Annotated in this window: 15 protein-coding genes; 9 read left to right on the top strand and 6 right to left on the bottom strand. The window is 67.9% G+C overall.

All coding sequences use genetic code 11. The annotated features are described in order from the left end of the window. Nucleotides 1-92: 92 nt before the first annotated feature. The 4 genes from AC1DHX_RS00760 to AC1DHX_RS00745 form a co-directional block, all read right to left on the bottom strand. The gene (locus AC1DHX_RS00760) at nucleotides 93-356 is read right to left on the bottom strand and encodes a GlsB/YeaQ/YmgE family stress response membrane protein (RefSeq protein WP_018774889.1); all 264 of its coding nucleotides are present in this window, start codon (nucleotides 354-356) and stop codon (nucleotides 93-95) included. Between the two features lie 149 nt (nucleotides 357-505). Beyond that, entirely contained in the window at nucleotides 506-1,477 is a 972-nt protein-coding gene (locus tag AC1DHX_RS00755) for an aldo/keto reductase (RefSeq protein ID WP_476859491.1), read from the bottom strand. A 96-nt stretch (nucleotides 1,478-1,573) separates the two neighbouring features. Continuing rightward, complete coding sequence (locus AC1DHX_RS00750; RefSeq protein WP_223914666.1) at nucleotides 1,574-1,783, bottom strand: dodecin; 210 nt, start codon at nucleotides 1,781-1,783, stop codon at nucleotides 1,574-1,576. Nucleotides 1,784-1,835: 52 nt separating this feature from the next. Further along, nucleotides 1,836-2,798: an SGNH/GDSL hydrolase family protein gene (locus tag AC1DHX_RS00745; RefSeq protein ID WP_476849881.1), complete on the bottom strand. Its 963-nt coding sequence runs from the start codon at nucleotides 2,796-2,798 to the stop codon at nucleotides 1,836-1,838. Nucleotides 2,799-2,932: 134 nt separating this feature from the next. Here AC1DHX_RS00745 and AC1DHX_RS00740 point away from each other — a divergent pair, with 134 nt between their 5' ends. Beyond that, nucleotides 2,933-3,190, top strand: coding sequence for a metal-sensitive transcriptional regulator (locus tag AC1DHX_RS00740; RefSeq protein ID WP_018774886.1), 258 nt, complete (start codon nucleotides 2,933-2,935; stop codon nucleotides 3,188-3,190). A gap of 31 nt (nucleotides 3,191-3,221) precedes the next feature. Here the strand turns inward: AC1DHX_RS00740 and AC1DHX_RS00735 are convergent, their stop codons facing one another. Beyond that, nucleotides 3,222-3,932, bottom strand: a complete 711-nt coding sequence (locus tag AC1DHX_RS00735; RefSeq protein WP_223914664.1) for a FadR/GntR family transcriptional regulator — start codon at nucleotides 3,930-3,932, stop codon at nucleotides 3,222-3,224. 190 nt (nucleotides 3,933-4,122) lie between these two features. On the opposite strand from AC1DHX_RS00735, the gene AC1DHX_RS00730 reads away from it, so the two are divergent. From AC1DHX_RS00730 to AC1DHX_RS00695, 8 genes are all read left to right on the top strand, one after another. After that, on the top strand, nucleotides 4,123-5,610 hold the full coding sequence (locus AC1DHX_RS00730; RefSeq protein ID WP_476859490.1) for a four-carbon acid sugar kinase family protein: 1,488 nt from the start codon (nucleotides 4,123-4,125) through the stop codon (nucleotides 5,608-5,610). Nucleotides 5,611-5,647: 37 nt separating this feature from the next. Beyond that, complete coding sequence (locus AC1DHX_RS00725; RefSeq protein WP_476849879.1) at nucleotides 5,648-6,547, top strand: NAD(P)-dependent oxidoreductase; 900 nt, start codon at nucleotides 5,648-5,650, stop codon at nucleotides 6,545-6,547. A gap of 117 nt (nucleotides 6,548-6,664) precedes the next feature. Beyond that, nucleotides 6,665-8,131, top strand: coding sequence for a GntP family transporter (locus AC1DHX_RS00720; RefSeq protein ID WP_476859489.1), 1,467 nt, complete (start codon nucleotides 6,665-6,667; stop codon nucleotides 8,129-8,131). Further along, nucleotides 8,131-9,015 (top strand): class II fructose-bisphosphate aldolase, encoded by an 885-nt coding sequence (locus AC1DHX_RS00715; RefSeq protein ID WP_476859488.1) that lies wholly within the window; start codon nucleotides 8,131-8,133, stop codon nucleotides 9,013-9,015. Before AC1DHX_RS00720 ends, AC1DHX_RS00715 begins: the two co-directional genes overlap by 1 nt. A 122-nt stretch (nucleotides 9,016-9,137) precedes the next feature. Next, nucleotides 9,138-10,478, top strand: a complete 1,341-nt coding sequence (locus AC1DHX_RS00710) for an acyltransferase family protein (RefSeq protein ID WP_476849876.1) — start codon at nucleotides 9,138-9,140, stop codon at nucleotides 10,476-10,478. After that, complete coding sequence (locus AC1DHX_RS00705) at nucleotides 10,475-10,819, top strand: GNAT family N-acetyltransferase (protein ID WP_028276599.1); 345 nt, start codon at nucleotides 10,475-10,477, stop codon at nucleotides 10,817-10,819. The genes AC1DHX_RS00710 and AC1DHX_RS00705 overlap by 4 nt, the downstream gene beginning before the upstream one ends. 123 nt (nucleotides 10,820-10,942) lie before the next feature. Beyond that, the gene (locus AC1DHX_RS00700; RefSeq protein ID WP_476859487.1) at nucleotides 10,943-11,707 is read left to right on the top strand and encodes a hypothetical protein; all 765 of its coding nucleotides are present in this window, start codon (nucleotides 10,943-10,945) and stop codon (nucleotides 11,705-11,707) included. A gap of 25 nt (nucleotides 11,708-11,732) precedes the next feature. Beyond that, on the top strand, nucleotides 11,733-12,515 hold the full coding sequence (locus AC1DHX_RS00695) for an SDR family NAD(P)-dependent oxidoreductase (protein ID WP_223914657.1): 783 nt from the start codon (nucleotides 11,733-11,735) through the stop codon (nucleotides 12,513-12,515). Between the two features lie 12 nt (nucleotides 12,516-12,527). Here the strand turns inward: AC1DHX_RS00695 and AC1DHX_RS00690 are convergent, their stop codons facing one another. Further along, nucleotides 12,528-13,583, bottom strand: a complete 1,056-nt coding sequence (locus AC1DHX_RS00690; protein WP_476859486.1) for an FUSC family protein — start codon at nucleotides 13,581-13,583, stop codon at nucleotides 12,528-12,530. Between the last annotated feature and the right edge of the window lie 111 nt (nucleotides 13,584-13,694).

Below are 13,694 nucleotides of genomic sequence, written 5' to 3'. Positions count from 1 at the left end.
ACCATGCGGCCGGCGGGCCGCCTTGCTGTCAAAATAGTGCAAAAAACCGGCCCCGGGAATAACCCAGGGCCGGTTTCCGGTCAGCTTCCGTGTTAGCGGGCTGAGCGCTTGCTGATCATGCCGTAAACGAGCAGGACGATGATCGCACCGCCGATGGCCAGCAGCCAGGTCGACAGCGAGAAGAACTCGTTGATGCCCACGCCGAACAGTGCGCTGCCAATGAATCCGCCGAGCAGGGCGCCGACGACGCCCAGGATCAGAGTGATGATGATGCCACCGCCCTGACGTCCCGGGAGGATAGCCTTAGCGATGGCGCCGGCGATGAGGCCCAGAATCAGAAATGCGAGAAAACCCATTTTTCGTTCCTTCTTCTTTCATAGAGGAGGCACCCGGATCGCCGGGTGCGCTACATCCTTCTGCCCTAATACTAATCATGCTTAGTATCAAAGAGCCACCCGACACCCGTGGGTTCGGCGGGCGGGGTGCCAAAACAGCCGACTGCGCCCTACCATGCGTAGTCTTCCGGAGCCGTCCTGTGGCCCGGGAAGATCTCGTCGAGGCGCTTGAGTGCATCGGTGTCGAGCTTCAATTTGTGCGCCCTGACGGAGGCTTCGAGCTGCTCGAGGGTACGCGGGCCGATGATCGGAGCGGTGACTGCCGGCTGGTGGAGCAGCCACGCGAGTGCCAGGTCCGCGGGTTCCTGACCCAGTTCGGCGGCGAATTCCTCGTATCGCCGGATCTGTTTCTGGTGCGACTTGAGCGCCTCGAGGGCCCGGCCCGCGATGCGCCGGACGCCGTCGTTCTCCTTCTTCAGCACTCCGCCGAGCAGGCCGCCGTGCAACGGCGACCATGGCAGGATCCCCAGGCCATACTGCTGGGCGGCCGGGATGACCTCCAATTCCACGTCCCGGGTCAGCAGGTTGTAAATCGACTGCTCGCTGACCAGCCCGTTGTAGTTGCGGCGGCCGGCTGTTTCCTGGGCCCGGGCGATGTGCCAGCCGGCGAAGTTGCTGCTGCCGGAGTACAGGATCTTGCCTTGCTGGACGGCGACCTCGACAGCCTGCCAGATCTCATCCCAGGGCGTGTTCCGGTCCACGTGATGGAACTGGTACAGATCGATGTAGTCCGTCTGCAGCCGCTTCAGGCTGGCATCGAGCGCCCGGCGGATGTGCAGTGCCGAGAGTTTGGACTCGTTGGGCCGGTCGGTCATGGTGCCGAACAACTTGGTGGCAAGCACCGTGCGCTCGCGGCGCTCGCCGCCCTGGGCGAACCAGCGGCCGAGTATTTCCTCCGTCCAGCCGCGGTGGCTGGACCCGCCATACACATTGGCCGTGTCGACGAAGTTGATGCCGGCGGCCTGCGCGGTGTCCAGGATGGCGAAGGCCTGCGTCTCCTCGGTCTGCGGGCCAAAGTTCATGGTGCCCAGGCAAAGCCGCGAGACTGTCAGGCCGGAGCGGCCCAGATGCGTATAGCGCATGAAGTTTTCCTCTCCGCCCTGGCCTCCTCTGCCCTGACGGGTTGCGGGTTTCTCCGGAGCGGGACGGTGCGTGCCGGCCCGCTCCGGAGTCTGGCGTCAACGCTCCAGGCGGAACCCCAGCTTGATGGTGACCTGCCAGTCGGCGACCTGCCCGTTTTCAAGGTGGCCGCGGATCTCCTTGACTTCGAACCAGTCAAGGTTCCGGAGGGTCTTGGCGGCCTCGGCGATGCCGTTCCGGACGGCCGCATCGACGCCCTCGTTCGAGGTTCCGACAATTTCAGAAATGCTGTAAGTGTGATTAGGCAACTTCGCTCCTCGTGATCGCCATCGATGCCCGGCTGTGGGCCGTTCCTGCAGACTAGCCGACCGAACCCGGCCGGACTAGGGGTTTGTGCCCGGAGTCCGGGACCCCGGGAGGCGGTCCGGGCAGCGGGCGTTTGGCCTGCCGGGGCGGGGTGTCTGCGCGCGGCCTGATCCGGCTCACCATCCAGGGCAGCATGTAGTGCGCCATCCATGCCAGGTCACCGGCCCGGGTCTCCCGCCAGTTGCCCGGCGGCATCGGCTTCGGTTCCAGCGGCCGCAGACGGTGTGGCACGCTGAGCGTGTCCAGGACCATGGCCGCAATGGTGTGGTGTCCCAGCGGCGAGAAGTGCAGGCGGTCCGGATCCCACATCCGCGGATCGCTCAGTTGCCGCAGGGCCCACAAATCGGCGATGACGACATCACGCCGGGCGGCGATGACACGGATGTTCTCGTTGAATACCGCGACCTTCCCCCGGATGTGTCCGAACACGGCGGTTTCGCCCCAGTCCGGCCCGGTGAACAGGACCACCGTGGCCCCGGTGGCAGAGAGGGCTGCCACGGCGTCGTCCAGGGCCGCGGCCATCCGGTCCGGATCGCCGCGATGAAACACGAGATCGTTCCCGCCGGCGGAGAGCGAGACGAGGTCAGGCTTCAGGTTCAGGGCCGGTCCGAGTTGCTGGTCGAGTATTTCGCGCAGGACCAGGCCGCTGATGGCAAGGTTTGCGTACCCGAACTCGCGGCGGCCCTCGCCGAGTTCCTCGGCGATGCGGTCCGCCCACCCCCGAATGCCCCCGGGGCTCAGCGGTTCCGGGTCGCCGACGCCTGCCGTGAACGAGTCGCCCAAAGCGACATACCGGCTCCAGGGCCGGGAACGCAGGTCACCGGCACGGCCGCGTGCGGAGCTCTGATCCCCTGGATGCCACGGCCCCGCGGCGGGGAGGTTGACGCCGGTACCGCCGGCGTCCGGCTCTAGGAACCTGGCGGCGTTCACATCACCAGCAATACGCCGATATTCCATGCCTCGCTAGGTACTTATGCCCCTAGCGGGGCGGCATGAGGCCGCGGCGGCCACCCCCGGCCGTCCGCCACCCGGGAGGCGAAATACTCAGGGGGGTATAATGTGGAGCCTGACGCATCGAACCGGAGGAACCAATGGAACTCGATCCCACCGACATGAAGCCTGTCATTAACCGGCTTCGCCGCGCCCAGGGCCAGCTCGCGGCCGTCACCAGGATGATCGAGGAGGGCCGCGACTGCAAGAGCGTCGTGACCCAGCTGGCGGCCGTGTCGAGTGCCCTGGACAAGGCTGGATTCTCCATCATTGCGACGGGCCTGCAGCAGTGCATGCAGCAGGAAGACCCCAGCCTGGACCGCGCCGAACTCGAGAAGCTCTTCCTCTCGCTCGCCTGAGTTCATTATCCGGGCAAAGCGCGGGTCCGCGTCAGGCGGGGCCTCCGGCCAGCACGAAGGTCTTCAGATCGTCAAGGGTCTGCTGCATGTGGGCGTCCATGGCGTCGCGGGCGCGGTGCGGGTCGCGGGAGGCCAGGGCGTCAGCGATGTTCTGATGGTGCCCGATGGCGTGCTCCTGGATCTCCGGCACCTTGGAAGTTTCCGTCCGCCGTTTTTCCAGCACGCGGTGCAAGGGTTCGAATAACACGGCGACGAAGACGTTTTCCGAGGCCTGCAGGATGAGGTCGTGGAAAGCGAGGTCTTCCTCCACGAATGCCGCGAGATCATTCCTCTCGTGGGCTAGCCGCATCCTGTCGACGTGCGCGCGGAGGGCCTGGATGTCCGTGTCCGACATTCGCCCGGCGGCCAGTTCGCAGGCGCCCGTCTCCAGCATCCGCCGGAGCTCGATGAGCTGGATGGCGGCCGAGGCGTCGTTTGTGCCTTCCGAGGCTGCCCGCAGCACGGCGTCCAGGGAGCCCCAGCGGTTCACCGGGTTCACGAACGTGCCCCGGCCGCGTTCCACGCTGAGGATCCGCTGGGCTTCAAGGGTTTTCATGGCCTCGCGCACGGTCATGCGGCTGACTTCGTGCCGGGAGCTGAGCTCCAGTTCGCCGGGGACGCTCGCGCCGGGCGGGAACTCGCCGCCAATAATCCGGTCCAGCAGTTCGTCGGCCACAACGCCGACCAGCGATTTCCTAGCCAATTCTCCCCGTCCAGCGACTTGTTGCCTGATGGCGTGCTCCGTGATGGCCAAGTCTACTTGCGCGTCGTTGTGCCATATGCCACACTAGCATTCATATGCAAGATGTCTGACATCTTACATTTTGTTCCTGCTGCGGCTCGCGGAGAACCGCAGTTTTCCACTGACAGATCCACACACAATGGAGTGCATAGTGCCCCTCGAAGCAGACGTGCTCGCCGCTTTCCCCGCGGAAGTACAGATCCCCGCCCGGCTGGTGGCAGACAGCGTGGCCGCCTCCTCCGAGGCATCCCCCCGTGTCCTGGTCGTACTCGACGACGACCCCACCGGCACCCAGTCCGTGGCGAACCTGCCGGTCCTCACCCGCTGGGAAGTGGCGGACTTTGCCTGGGCGTTCGCCTACGAAGTCGACGGCCAGCGCCAGCGCGCGGTCTACGTGCTCACCAACACCCGCAGCCTTGACCCTGCCGAGGCGGCTGCCCGCAACGAGGAGATCGTCCGCAACGCACTCGCGGCCGCAGCGACCGCTGAACCCGCGCTTCGGCTCAGCTTTGTCAGCCGCAGCGACTCCACCCTCCGCGGACACTACCCGCTCGAACCGGACGTCATCGCAGCTACCGTCACCGCCGTCAACGGCGAGAAGACGGACGGCGTCGTGATCGTTCCCGCGTTCCCTGACGCCGGCCGCGTGACGGTCGGCGGCGTGCACTTCACCCGCGGCACAGGCACGGACGCCGGGCAGCTCACCCCCGTGGCCGAGACCGAATTCGCCCGGGACGCCAGCTTCGGCTTCGCCAACTCGGAGATGGCCAAGTATGTCGAGGAGAAGTCGAACGGCCGGTTCCCCGCGGATTCGGTGATCGTGCTGGATCTGGACATCATCCGGGCGTCCGCCGATCCGATGATCTCCGCCAAGGCCATTGCCGATGCCATCGACGCCGCCACGGATTCGACTCCGATCGTGGCGGACATCGTCACCGAAAACGACCTGCGGGCGCTGGCCCTGGGCCTGGAAGAAGCGGAAAGCCGCGGCAAGAAGCTGCTCTACCGCGTGGGCCCGCCGTTTGTGCGGGCACGGATCGGCCAGGAAATCCGCACCGAACTCAGCGGCGAGGAAGCCTATGCGGGCAACATCCCCTCGGAAGCCGGTGGCCTGATCGTGGTCGGCTCGCACGTCGGTGTCACCACCCGCCAGCTCAACGCCCTCACCGAACAGCACAGCGCGGCCCGGATCGTGGAGATCGACGTCGAGAAGCTCCTCGGCGACAACGCGGGGGAGTACCTGGACGAAACCGTGGACACGGTCGTCGCTGCCCTCCGCGGCGGCGACGTGATCGTGCACACGAGCCGGCTCCTGATCAAGACCTCCGACGCCGCCGAAAGCCTGCGGATCGCCCGCACCGTCTCTGCCGCCGTCGTCGCCGTGGTGAACCGCACGCTAAAGACCTTCCCGCCCCGCTTCGTAATCGCCAAGGGCGGCATCACATCCTCGGACGTGGCCGCACACGGCCTGGAAATCCGGCACGCGATAGTCCGCGGGCCCATGCTGCCGGGCATCGTCAGCCTGTGGGAACCGGTGGACGGACCGGCCAAGGGCATCCCGTACATCGTCTTCGCCGGCAACGTGGGCGACGACCAGTCCCTCGCCGATGTCACGCGCAAGCTCAGCAACACCTTCTAATCCCCCCAGCACCAAACGTCATTCGATGGAGAACACCATGACCAGCAACTACACCATCACCGTCCTTGGCCTTGGCGCCATGGGCCTGCCCATGGCCACGCGCCTGGCAAGCGAGCTCACCGTCCACGGCTTCGACATCGCCGAACCGCGCCTGAAGCTGGCTGAAGAGGCCGGCATCCGCACCTTCGCCTCCGCACGGGAAGCCTCGAAAGGCGCCGACGCGCTGCTGCTGGCAGTGCGCAACGGTGAACAGCTAAACGATGTCCTGTTCGGCGAGAACGGCGTGGCCTCCGTGCTCAAGCCGGGCGCCGTCGTGATCCTGGGCAGCACCGTGGGCACCGAGGCCATCCCGGCCGCCGTCGACCGCCTGGCCGAATACGGCGTCGAACTGGTTGATGCCCCGCTGTCCGGCGGCCCCAAGCGTGCCGGCGAGGGCGACCTCCTGATCGTGGTGGGCGCCTCGCCCGAGGCCCAGGAAAAGGCCCGCCCGGCCCTTGAGCTGCTCGCCTCCACCCTGACCGTGGTCGGCGACAAGCCCGGCGACGGCCAGGCCCTCAAGACCGTCAACCAGCTGCTCTGCGGCATCCACATCGCCGCCGCCGCCGAGGCGATGGCCCTGGCCGACGCCCTCGGCCTGGACCAGGCCAAGACCCTCGCCGCCCTTGAAGCCGGCGCGGCGGGTTCCTTCATGCTTTCCAACCGCGGACCGCGCATCCTGGAGGCCTACACCGAGGACGGCGCCGAAGTCCTCAGCCGGCTGGACATCTTCGTCAAGGACATGGGGATCGTCGGCAAGGCCACCCGCGCCGCCGGCCTCGCCGCCCCGGTGGCCGCCGCCGCCGAGCAGCTCTACCTCCTTGGCCAGGCCCAGGGCCTCGCCGCCGCCGATGACTCCGCCGTCATCAAGGTCGTCGCGCCCACCAGGCGCACCGCCTAACCAGCCACCCCCATCCCCGACGACGGCGGTCCCCCTCCGCCGTCGCCGGGTCCCCACCCCACTGTTCCCGGCGACTGACTCGCTGGGCGACCTTCCTGTCAAAGGAGACACCTCTTCATGACCCCCCTGCTCAATTCCCTGATGGTGCGCGCAGCCGACGCGCCCGTCATCAAGCCGGCCGTGGAGCTGGGAACTCCGCTGCTGCTGACAATCGCGGCGGCCGGCGTCGCCCTGCTGCTGGTGATGATCATCCGCTTCAAGATCCAGGCCTTCGTGGCCCTGCTGACCGTCAGTATCCTGGTGGCCGTGGCCGCGCAGATCCCGCTCAAGGACGTGTTCACCGTGGTGGCCGCCGGGGTGGGAGGCACCATGGGCAAGGTCGCCCTCCTGATTGCGCTCGGCGCGATCCTGGGGCGGATGATCGAGGTATCCGGCGGCGTCCAGTCCCTCGCCGACCACTTCACCGCCAAGCTCGGGGCCACCCGGGTGGCCGTCGCCCTCACCGCAGTCGGCTTCCTGGTGGCGATTCCGGTGTTCTTCGAGGTCGGCATCATTGTCCTGGTGCCGGTCGTCTACGCCTTCGCTAAAATTGCCAACGTCCACCCGGTGAAGTTCGGCCTGCCCATGGCCGGCATCATGCTAGCCATCCACGTGGCCGTGCCCCCGCACCCGGGGATTGTTGCCGGTGCCGGCGTGCTCGGCGCCGACATCGGACTGATCGCCCTGATCTCGCTGACGATCTGCGTGCCGCTGGGCTTCCTGTCCTACTGGGTCGCGTCCATCATGAACCGCAAGACCTACGAACTGCTGCCGGCCGTCAAAACCCAGGTGGACGAGTTCGGCTCCGCCACCATGGTCCGCGTTGGCCACGAGGGCCCGGGCAGCAAAGCCATCGCCCCGCCCCGTCCGGGACTGATCATCTTCCTCATCGCCACCCCGATCGTGCTGATCCTCCTCGGCACCGTCGGCACCCTGGTGATCGACAAGAACGACTTCTGGTACGGCGTCGCGGCGTTCGTGGGCAACCCCGTCTTCGCCCTGCTGGTGGCCGTTGCGCTCTGCTTCTTCCTTCTGGCCGTCCGCCGGCAGTGGTCGCTGACGGAAACCGGCGAAATCTTCGAAGGCGCGTTGCCTCCGATCGCGTCCATCCTGATGGTTGTTGCGGCAGGCGGCGTGTTCGGCAGCGTCCTGCAGGTGAGCGGAATCGGCAAGGCTCTCTCCGAATCCCTCGACACGCTCGGCGTTCCGCTGCTGCTGCTTGGCTTCATCATCTCCCTCGCCCTCCGCGCAGCCCAGGGCTCGGCCACCGTCGCGATCGTCACCACGGCCGGCCTGCTCTCCTCCGCCGTCGCCGGCGGCGGCTACACGCCGGCGCAGACCGCCGTGATCGTGATCGCCATCGGATTCGGCGCCCTCGGCCTCTCCCACGTGACCGACGCCGGTTTCTGGGTGGTTGTGCGCTACTACGGACTGACCGTCGCCGACGGCCTCAGGACCTGGACCGTGCTCACCACCGCGCTGGGACTGGCAGGCTTCGCCCTGACATTCGTCGCCTGGATGCTGGTGGGGGGACTGAGCGCCTGATGCGTACCCAACTGGACACCCTGGTGACCGGCGCCCTGCAGCAAGGCTCTGCCGTTCCGGCGTTCACCTGTTACGACTTCACCACCGCGCTCGCCGTTGTGGGGGCGGCCGAGGAATCCGGCCGGGGCGCCATCCTGCTGGTCGCACCGAAGACCGCGGCAACGCCCAACGGGCTGCGGCTGGTCGCCGCCCTGCGCGGACTCGCCGACGCAGCCTCCGTGCCGATTGCGGTGCAGCTGGATCATGCCACCGACCCGCAGGTGATCGCCGACGCCGTCAGTGCCGGGGCCGACTCGGTGCTGGTCGACGGGTCCTCGCTGCCGTACGAGGACAACATCGCCCTGGTCCGGAACGTCCGCGCGGCCTTGGCAGCGCAGGGCCGGGCCGACGTCGTCATTGAAGCAGAACTCGGCGGACTCGCCGGCGACGAGGACCGGGCCTTCGGGACCGACGCCGCGGATAACGCAGGCAGCACAGTGGCGGACGCCCCCGCCGGGCTCACCGACTCCGCCCAGGTGGAGGACTTCGTGGCCCGCACCGGGGCGCAGCTTCTCGCCGTGGCTGTGGGCAATGTCCATGGCAAGTACAAAGGGGAGCCCCGGCTGCGCTGGGACGTGCTGCAGGACATCGCCGTGCGGACCCGGATCCCGCTGGTCCTGCACGGCGCCTCCGGCATTCCGGCCGAGGAACTGGTCAAGGCCGCCGCGATGAACGTGGGCAAGGTCAACTTCAACACGGAGCTGCGCACCGGCGTCCTGACGGTCCTTGAGGAACAGACCACAGCGCACCGGGCTGACGGCGAGAACCTCCAGGCACTGCTGGGCCTGTGGAATGCCTCGGCCAGGACCTTCGCGGCCACCGCCCTGGCCACACTCTCGCGCTGACACTGTGACTGCCAGGGCAGTATGGCCCGCAGCCGGCGCGCATCCGGGCCATACTGCTCTGGCAGCCAGGGCGCCGCGGCCCGACAATGATGGCAACACAGCCTGTCTTCCCGAGGGGTGCCATGCTTGCGCAGCAGCGGCCAACCGGCGACCCGGCGCCGATGCCGGACCGAGACCCGGTGATCGACCTTGTCCGGTTCTTTTGCCTGGCATTGGTGGTGGTCGCGCACACCATGATGGTGAGTCCCGTACTGCACCCGGACGGCACCGTGACGTCCGAGAACACCTTGGGCGATCAGCACTGGTTTGAACCAGTGGTGTGGGTCTTCCAGATCATGCCGCTGTTCTTTGTGGCCGGAGGCATCACCGGGCTGCAGTCCTGGCGCCGGCTCCGCGCCAGGGGCGGCAACGCCTTCGATTTCATGCAGGCCCGGCTGCTGCGCCTGATTCGGCCGGCCGCCGTCCTGCTGGCGGTCATGTTCGTTGGCCTGTCGGCGGCCCGCCTCGCAGGGGTTGACCCTCAGGTCATCGAGCTGCTCACCAGCGGAGCCGGCATGCCGCTGTGGTTCCTGGCCGCGTACCTCGCCGCGCAACTCAACCTTCCCTGGCTGGCGGCCCTCCACACCCGCGCGCCATGGCTGACCTTCGCCGGCCTCACCGCCCTGGTGGTGACGGTCGATTGCCTGCGGGGAGTGCTGCCGCTGCTGGCATACCTGAACATGCTGTTCCTGTGGTGCGCCGTGCAGCAGCTCGGATTCATCGTGGCGGATGGCCCGCGGCTGCTGCCGGGCCGGCCGGCGCACCTGGGCATCATGGTTGCCAGCAACATGCTGCTGGGGCTGATAGTCCTGCTGGGGCTGTATTCGGGGAACATGCTGGTGAACCTCAATCCGCCCAATGTGACGCTGCTGCTCCTGGGCATCTCGCAGGCCGCCGCCCTCCAGCTCTTCCGGCCGGTGCTGTCCCGGATCGCGTCCGTGGCCGGGGTGCGCCGGATGATGGGCGTGGCCGGCCGGCGGTCCATGACTGTTTATCTGTGGCATCTGCCCCTGCTGGCGGCGATGTCCGGTGTGCTGCTGCTGACGGATTTCCCGCAGCCCCCCGGGGGTAGTGCGGCCTGGTGGTGGGGGCGGCCCCTGGTGCTGTTGGGCGTCATCGCCCTGCTGCTGCCGGTGGTGGCATTGTTTGGCAGGCTGGAGGAGCGGCCGACGGCGTCCGGCCCGTCGCCGAGCCGGCCGGCGGCCGCCGTGCTGCTCGCCGCCGTCGCCGTTTTTGTCCCGGCAGTCAACGCCGCGCTCACCGGGCTCACGCCCGGGCTCCTCGGCGGGGGTGCCGCCTGCTTCGCGCTCGCCGTCGTGCTCCTGGGCCGGATTCCGGTTCGGCTCACGACGCCACCTGACGGGCAGGGCGGATCGGAACCGCCATTGCCACGCCCGCCATTAAGTGCCAATGTCGAACCATGACGGAGAACTCGGCAACCACGGAAGACACCTTCACCCCGGACGTCTCCACCACCCGGAACGACGAGCTGCACCGTTACGAACTCCGTGTCGGCGACAAGCTGGCCGTCCAGGTGCGCTTCATCGACAGGCCGGGCCATATCGACTTTATCCACACGGATACCGCAGAGCAGTTCCAGGGCCAAGGGCTCGCCAAAGTGCTGGCGCACTTCGCCCTCGATGACGTGGTTGCCTCCGGCAAGCGGATCATCCCGAATTGCCCGTTCATGTACCGCTACCTGCGCAAACATGAGTCGTACCACCAGTATGTGGACTGGCCGGAGCGGGTCCCAGAGGGAGCCTGAGCGCCTGGCGCGGGGGCCGGAACGGAGTCATCGGCCTGCCCGCTTGTGGGCAGCGGACCAACCTCGTAAAGTTTGACCAGAGTTATGCAGTTGGCTCTTGGACAGGTGACTTTGGAGTACCCCATGAACCATAAACTGCGTGTGCTTGTCCGGGTGGACGTCGATCCCGCACAGGTCACCCTCGAAATTACCGGCTGCGTTACCCAGTCTGACTCAGCAACCCTCCTGCACATTGTGCGCCGCGCCTGCCGCCTCGAACCGGGCGCCGCCGTGGTCATCGATCTCCACGGCGCCTCCCACCTGGACCCTGAGGTGCTGCTGGACCTCCGGCGTCTCGCTGATGCCGGACACCTGCCCTCTCCCGATGCCGGGGGCTCCGCAGAGTCCGGACCGCTTCGTTTCGCCCTCGACGAGCCGGCGGTGCTGCCAATCTGCCTCGTGCACGTCGGCGCCGACGCCGAAGTCCTCGCCGGACTCGACACCGACGACCGCCCGGCCCCCGTCGCCGTCGCCGGGAACGGAGACAGCGAAGCTGCCGGACTGCTTGACGTCGGGCCCGGCTCCGGATCCGACTCCGGGCTGGGGGAGGCCAACAGCCCGCTGGCCGCGGAAACCGGCGGCGCCAGCGACCTTGGCTCCATCGACGGGCTGGCGCTTTCGGAGTACTTCGAGGGAACGCTGGATCCTGTGGCCACGGTCCGGGCACTGTCCGACACGGCGCTGTGCCGGCTCGCGGACGCTCTCTACCGCCACCTCGACACCAGCAGCCCCTCTTTCGGGGCGCACACCTGGTACGAGCTTGCGGCCGAAGAGCTTCAGAACCGCCACCTGCTCGATGACGGTGACCCGGCAGGGGACGAACTGGCGCAAGACACGGCCCTGGCCTGAGCCGGGACGAGACTAGGCTGTCGCTATGAACCCTCAAACAGCCTCTACATCCGGCAGCACAGCCCTGGTCACGGGCGCGACGGCAGGCCTTGGCGCCGAGTTCGCCCGCCAGCTCGCCGAGCAGGGCCACCGCGTGGTGCTCGTGGCCCGCGACGCCGGCCGCCTCGCGGCCACCGCGGCGGAGCTGGAGAACAGCTACGGGACCGCGACGGAGACGATCGCCGCGGACCTGACCGACGACGCAGGGATTGCCGCCGTCGTCGCGCGCCTGACCGACCCCGCGCGGCCGGTGGAGATCCTGGTCAACAACGCGGGAATCGGCCTGCTGCGGCCCTTCGAGGACAACGACATTGCCGAGGAGAAGAAACACCTGAAGCTCCATGTCGAAACCGCCATGGAGCTCAGCCACGCCGCCCTGCAAGGCATGCTCGGGCGCCAGTCCGGCAGGATCATCAACGTCGCCAGCGTGGCGGCCTTCCTGCCCCGCGGCACCTATTCCGCAGCGAAGGCCTGGCTGCTGAGTTTCTCGCGCTCGGCCAACATGGCCTATGCGGCGCGGGGAGTGAAGGTCACCGCCGTGTGCCCCGGCTTCACCCACACCGAGTTCCACGACCGGATGGGGATGGACAAGACGGCGACGCCGCGCTGGATGTGGCTCGAGGCCCGGCAGGTGGTCAGCGAGGGACTGGCGGACAACGCCAAGGGCAAGGCCGTCTCGATCCCCAGCAAGCGCTACAAGGTCCTGACCTCGGTTTCGCGGGTGCTGCCCTCAAAGCTCATCGCCGGGCCGGCGCGGCGCGCCAAGTAGCCACCGGGTACATCAGCGGGCGGCCAGCCGCCGTCGGCGGATCAGTACGACGACGGCGATCCCGACGGCGGCGCCCACCAGTGTTTCGACGGCCCGTTCGGTCACCAGCACGGCGGGATCGGCCGGCGCGGCGAGCTGTCCGACCAGCAGGATCACCGGGGTGAAGGAGACCATGGCAAGGCCGTAGTGCCGGGTCATGAACAGCTCGGTGCTGAACTGCAACACGATCACGAGGCAGACCAGGACGGCGGCCTCCTGCCCGGGGAAGGCCAGCAGCGGTGACCCCGGCCACGGGAACAGGACCGCCGCGACCACCACGAGACCGCCCAGTGTCCCGACGATCCGGTGGACGCCGCGGTACACGCTGCTGGGCAGGTCCGCACCGGCAAGCGGCACCGCCGCCGCGGCCATGGCCCAGTGCGGGTGGCCGCTGCCGCTGAGGACCCCCAGGGTCCCGGCGCCGCCGACAGCGGTGACGTAGCGGGCGGCATGCAGCCACGCCGCCCGGCGCCCGGCCCCGCGCAGCACTGTGACGTCCCGCCGCCTCCCGCGCTGCCAGGTGCGGCCGACAAACCAGCCGCCAAAGCCGACCATGATGGAGAACGCGGCCGATCCCGCGGCGATGAGAACGCCCGTGTGCCAGGGGACGGCGGCGGGAACGGAGGCGCACGCGCCCAGGGCCAGGATCCCGAAGAAGGGACCGGCGGGTTTCAGGGCCGTCTTGTCCGTGAACAGCGAGCCCACGCCGGCGAACGCGGCCTCAATGATCACCAGGGCCCACGAATGAATGTGGTGGGCCGAGAGGAAGACGCCGACTCCTACGCCGGCAACCAAAAGGACAGCCGCCTGGCCTTGATGCCGGAGCCGGAGCTGGTGAGGCTCGGTGCGGCCGTACATGCCGGTCAGCGCGCCGAAAACAGCGTAGCCCGCCAGCCCGGGGCGATCGGCCGCCAGGAGCGCCAGGGACGGAACGGCCACGCTGATCGCCACCCGCCAAGCCGACACGTGGTCCTTGTTGGCCGGGGCCAGGCTGTGCAGCGAACGGATGTGGTGCAGCAGGGACTTCACAACTGCCTCTCCGATTCCTGTGGTTCCTGTTGTTTCCCCGGGGGCCCGGGGTTTGCGGGGTTCGCGGGGCCCGGGTGCTAATAGTGGTTCGGACACGCCTAAGGCCTGCCC

It is taken from the genome of Arthrobacter sp. 05N33_2 (genome assembly GCF_056397425.1).
The sequence above is the reverse complement of the archived record's forward strand: the minus strand, read 5'-3'. Positions and strand labels throughout refer to the sequence as shown.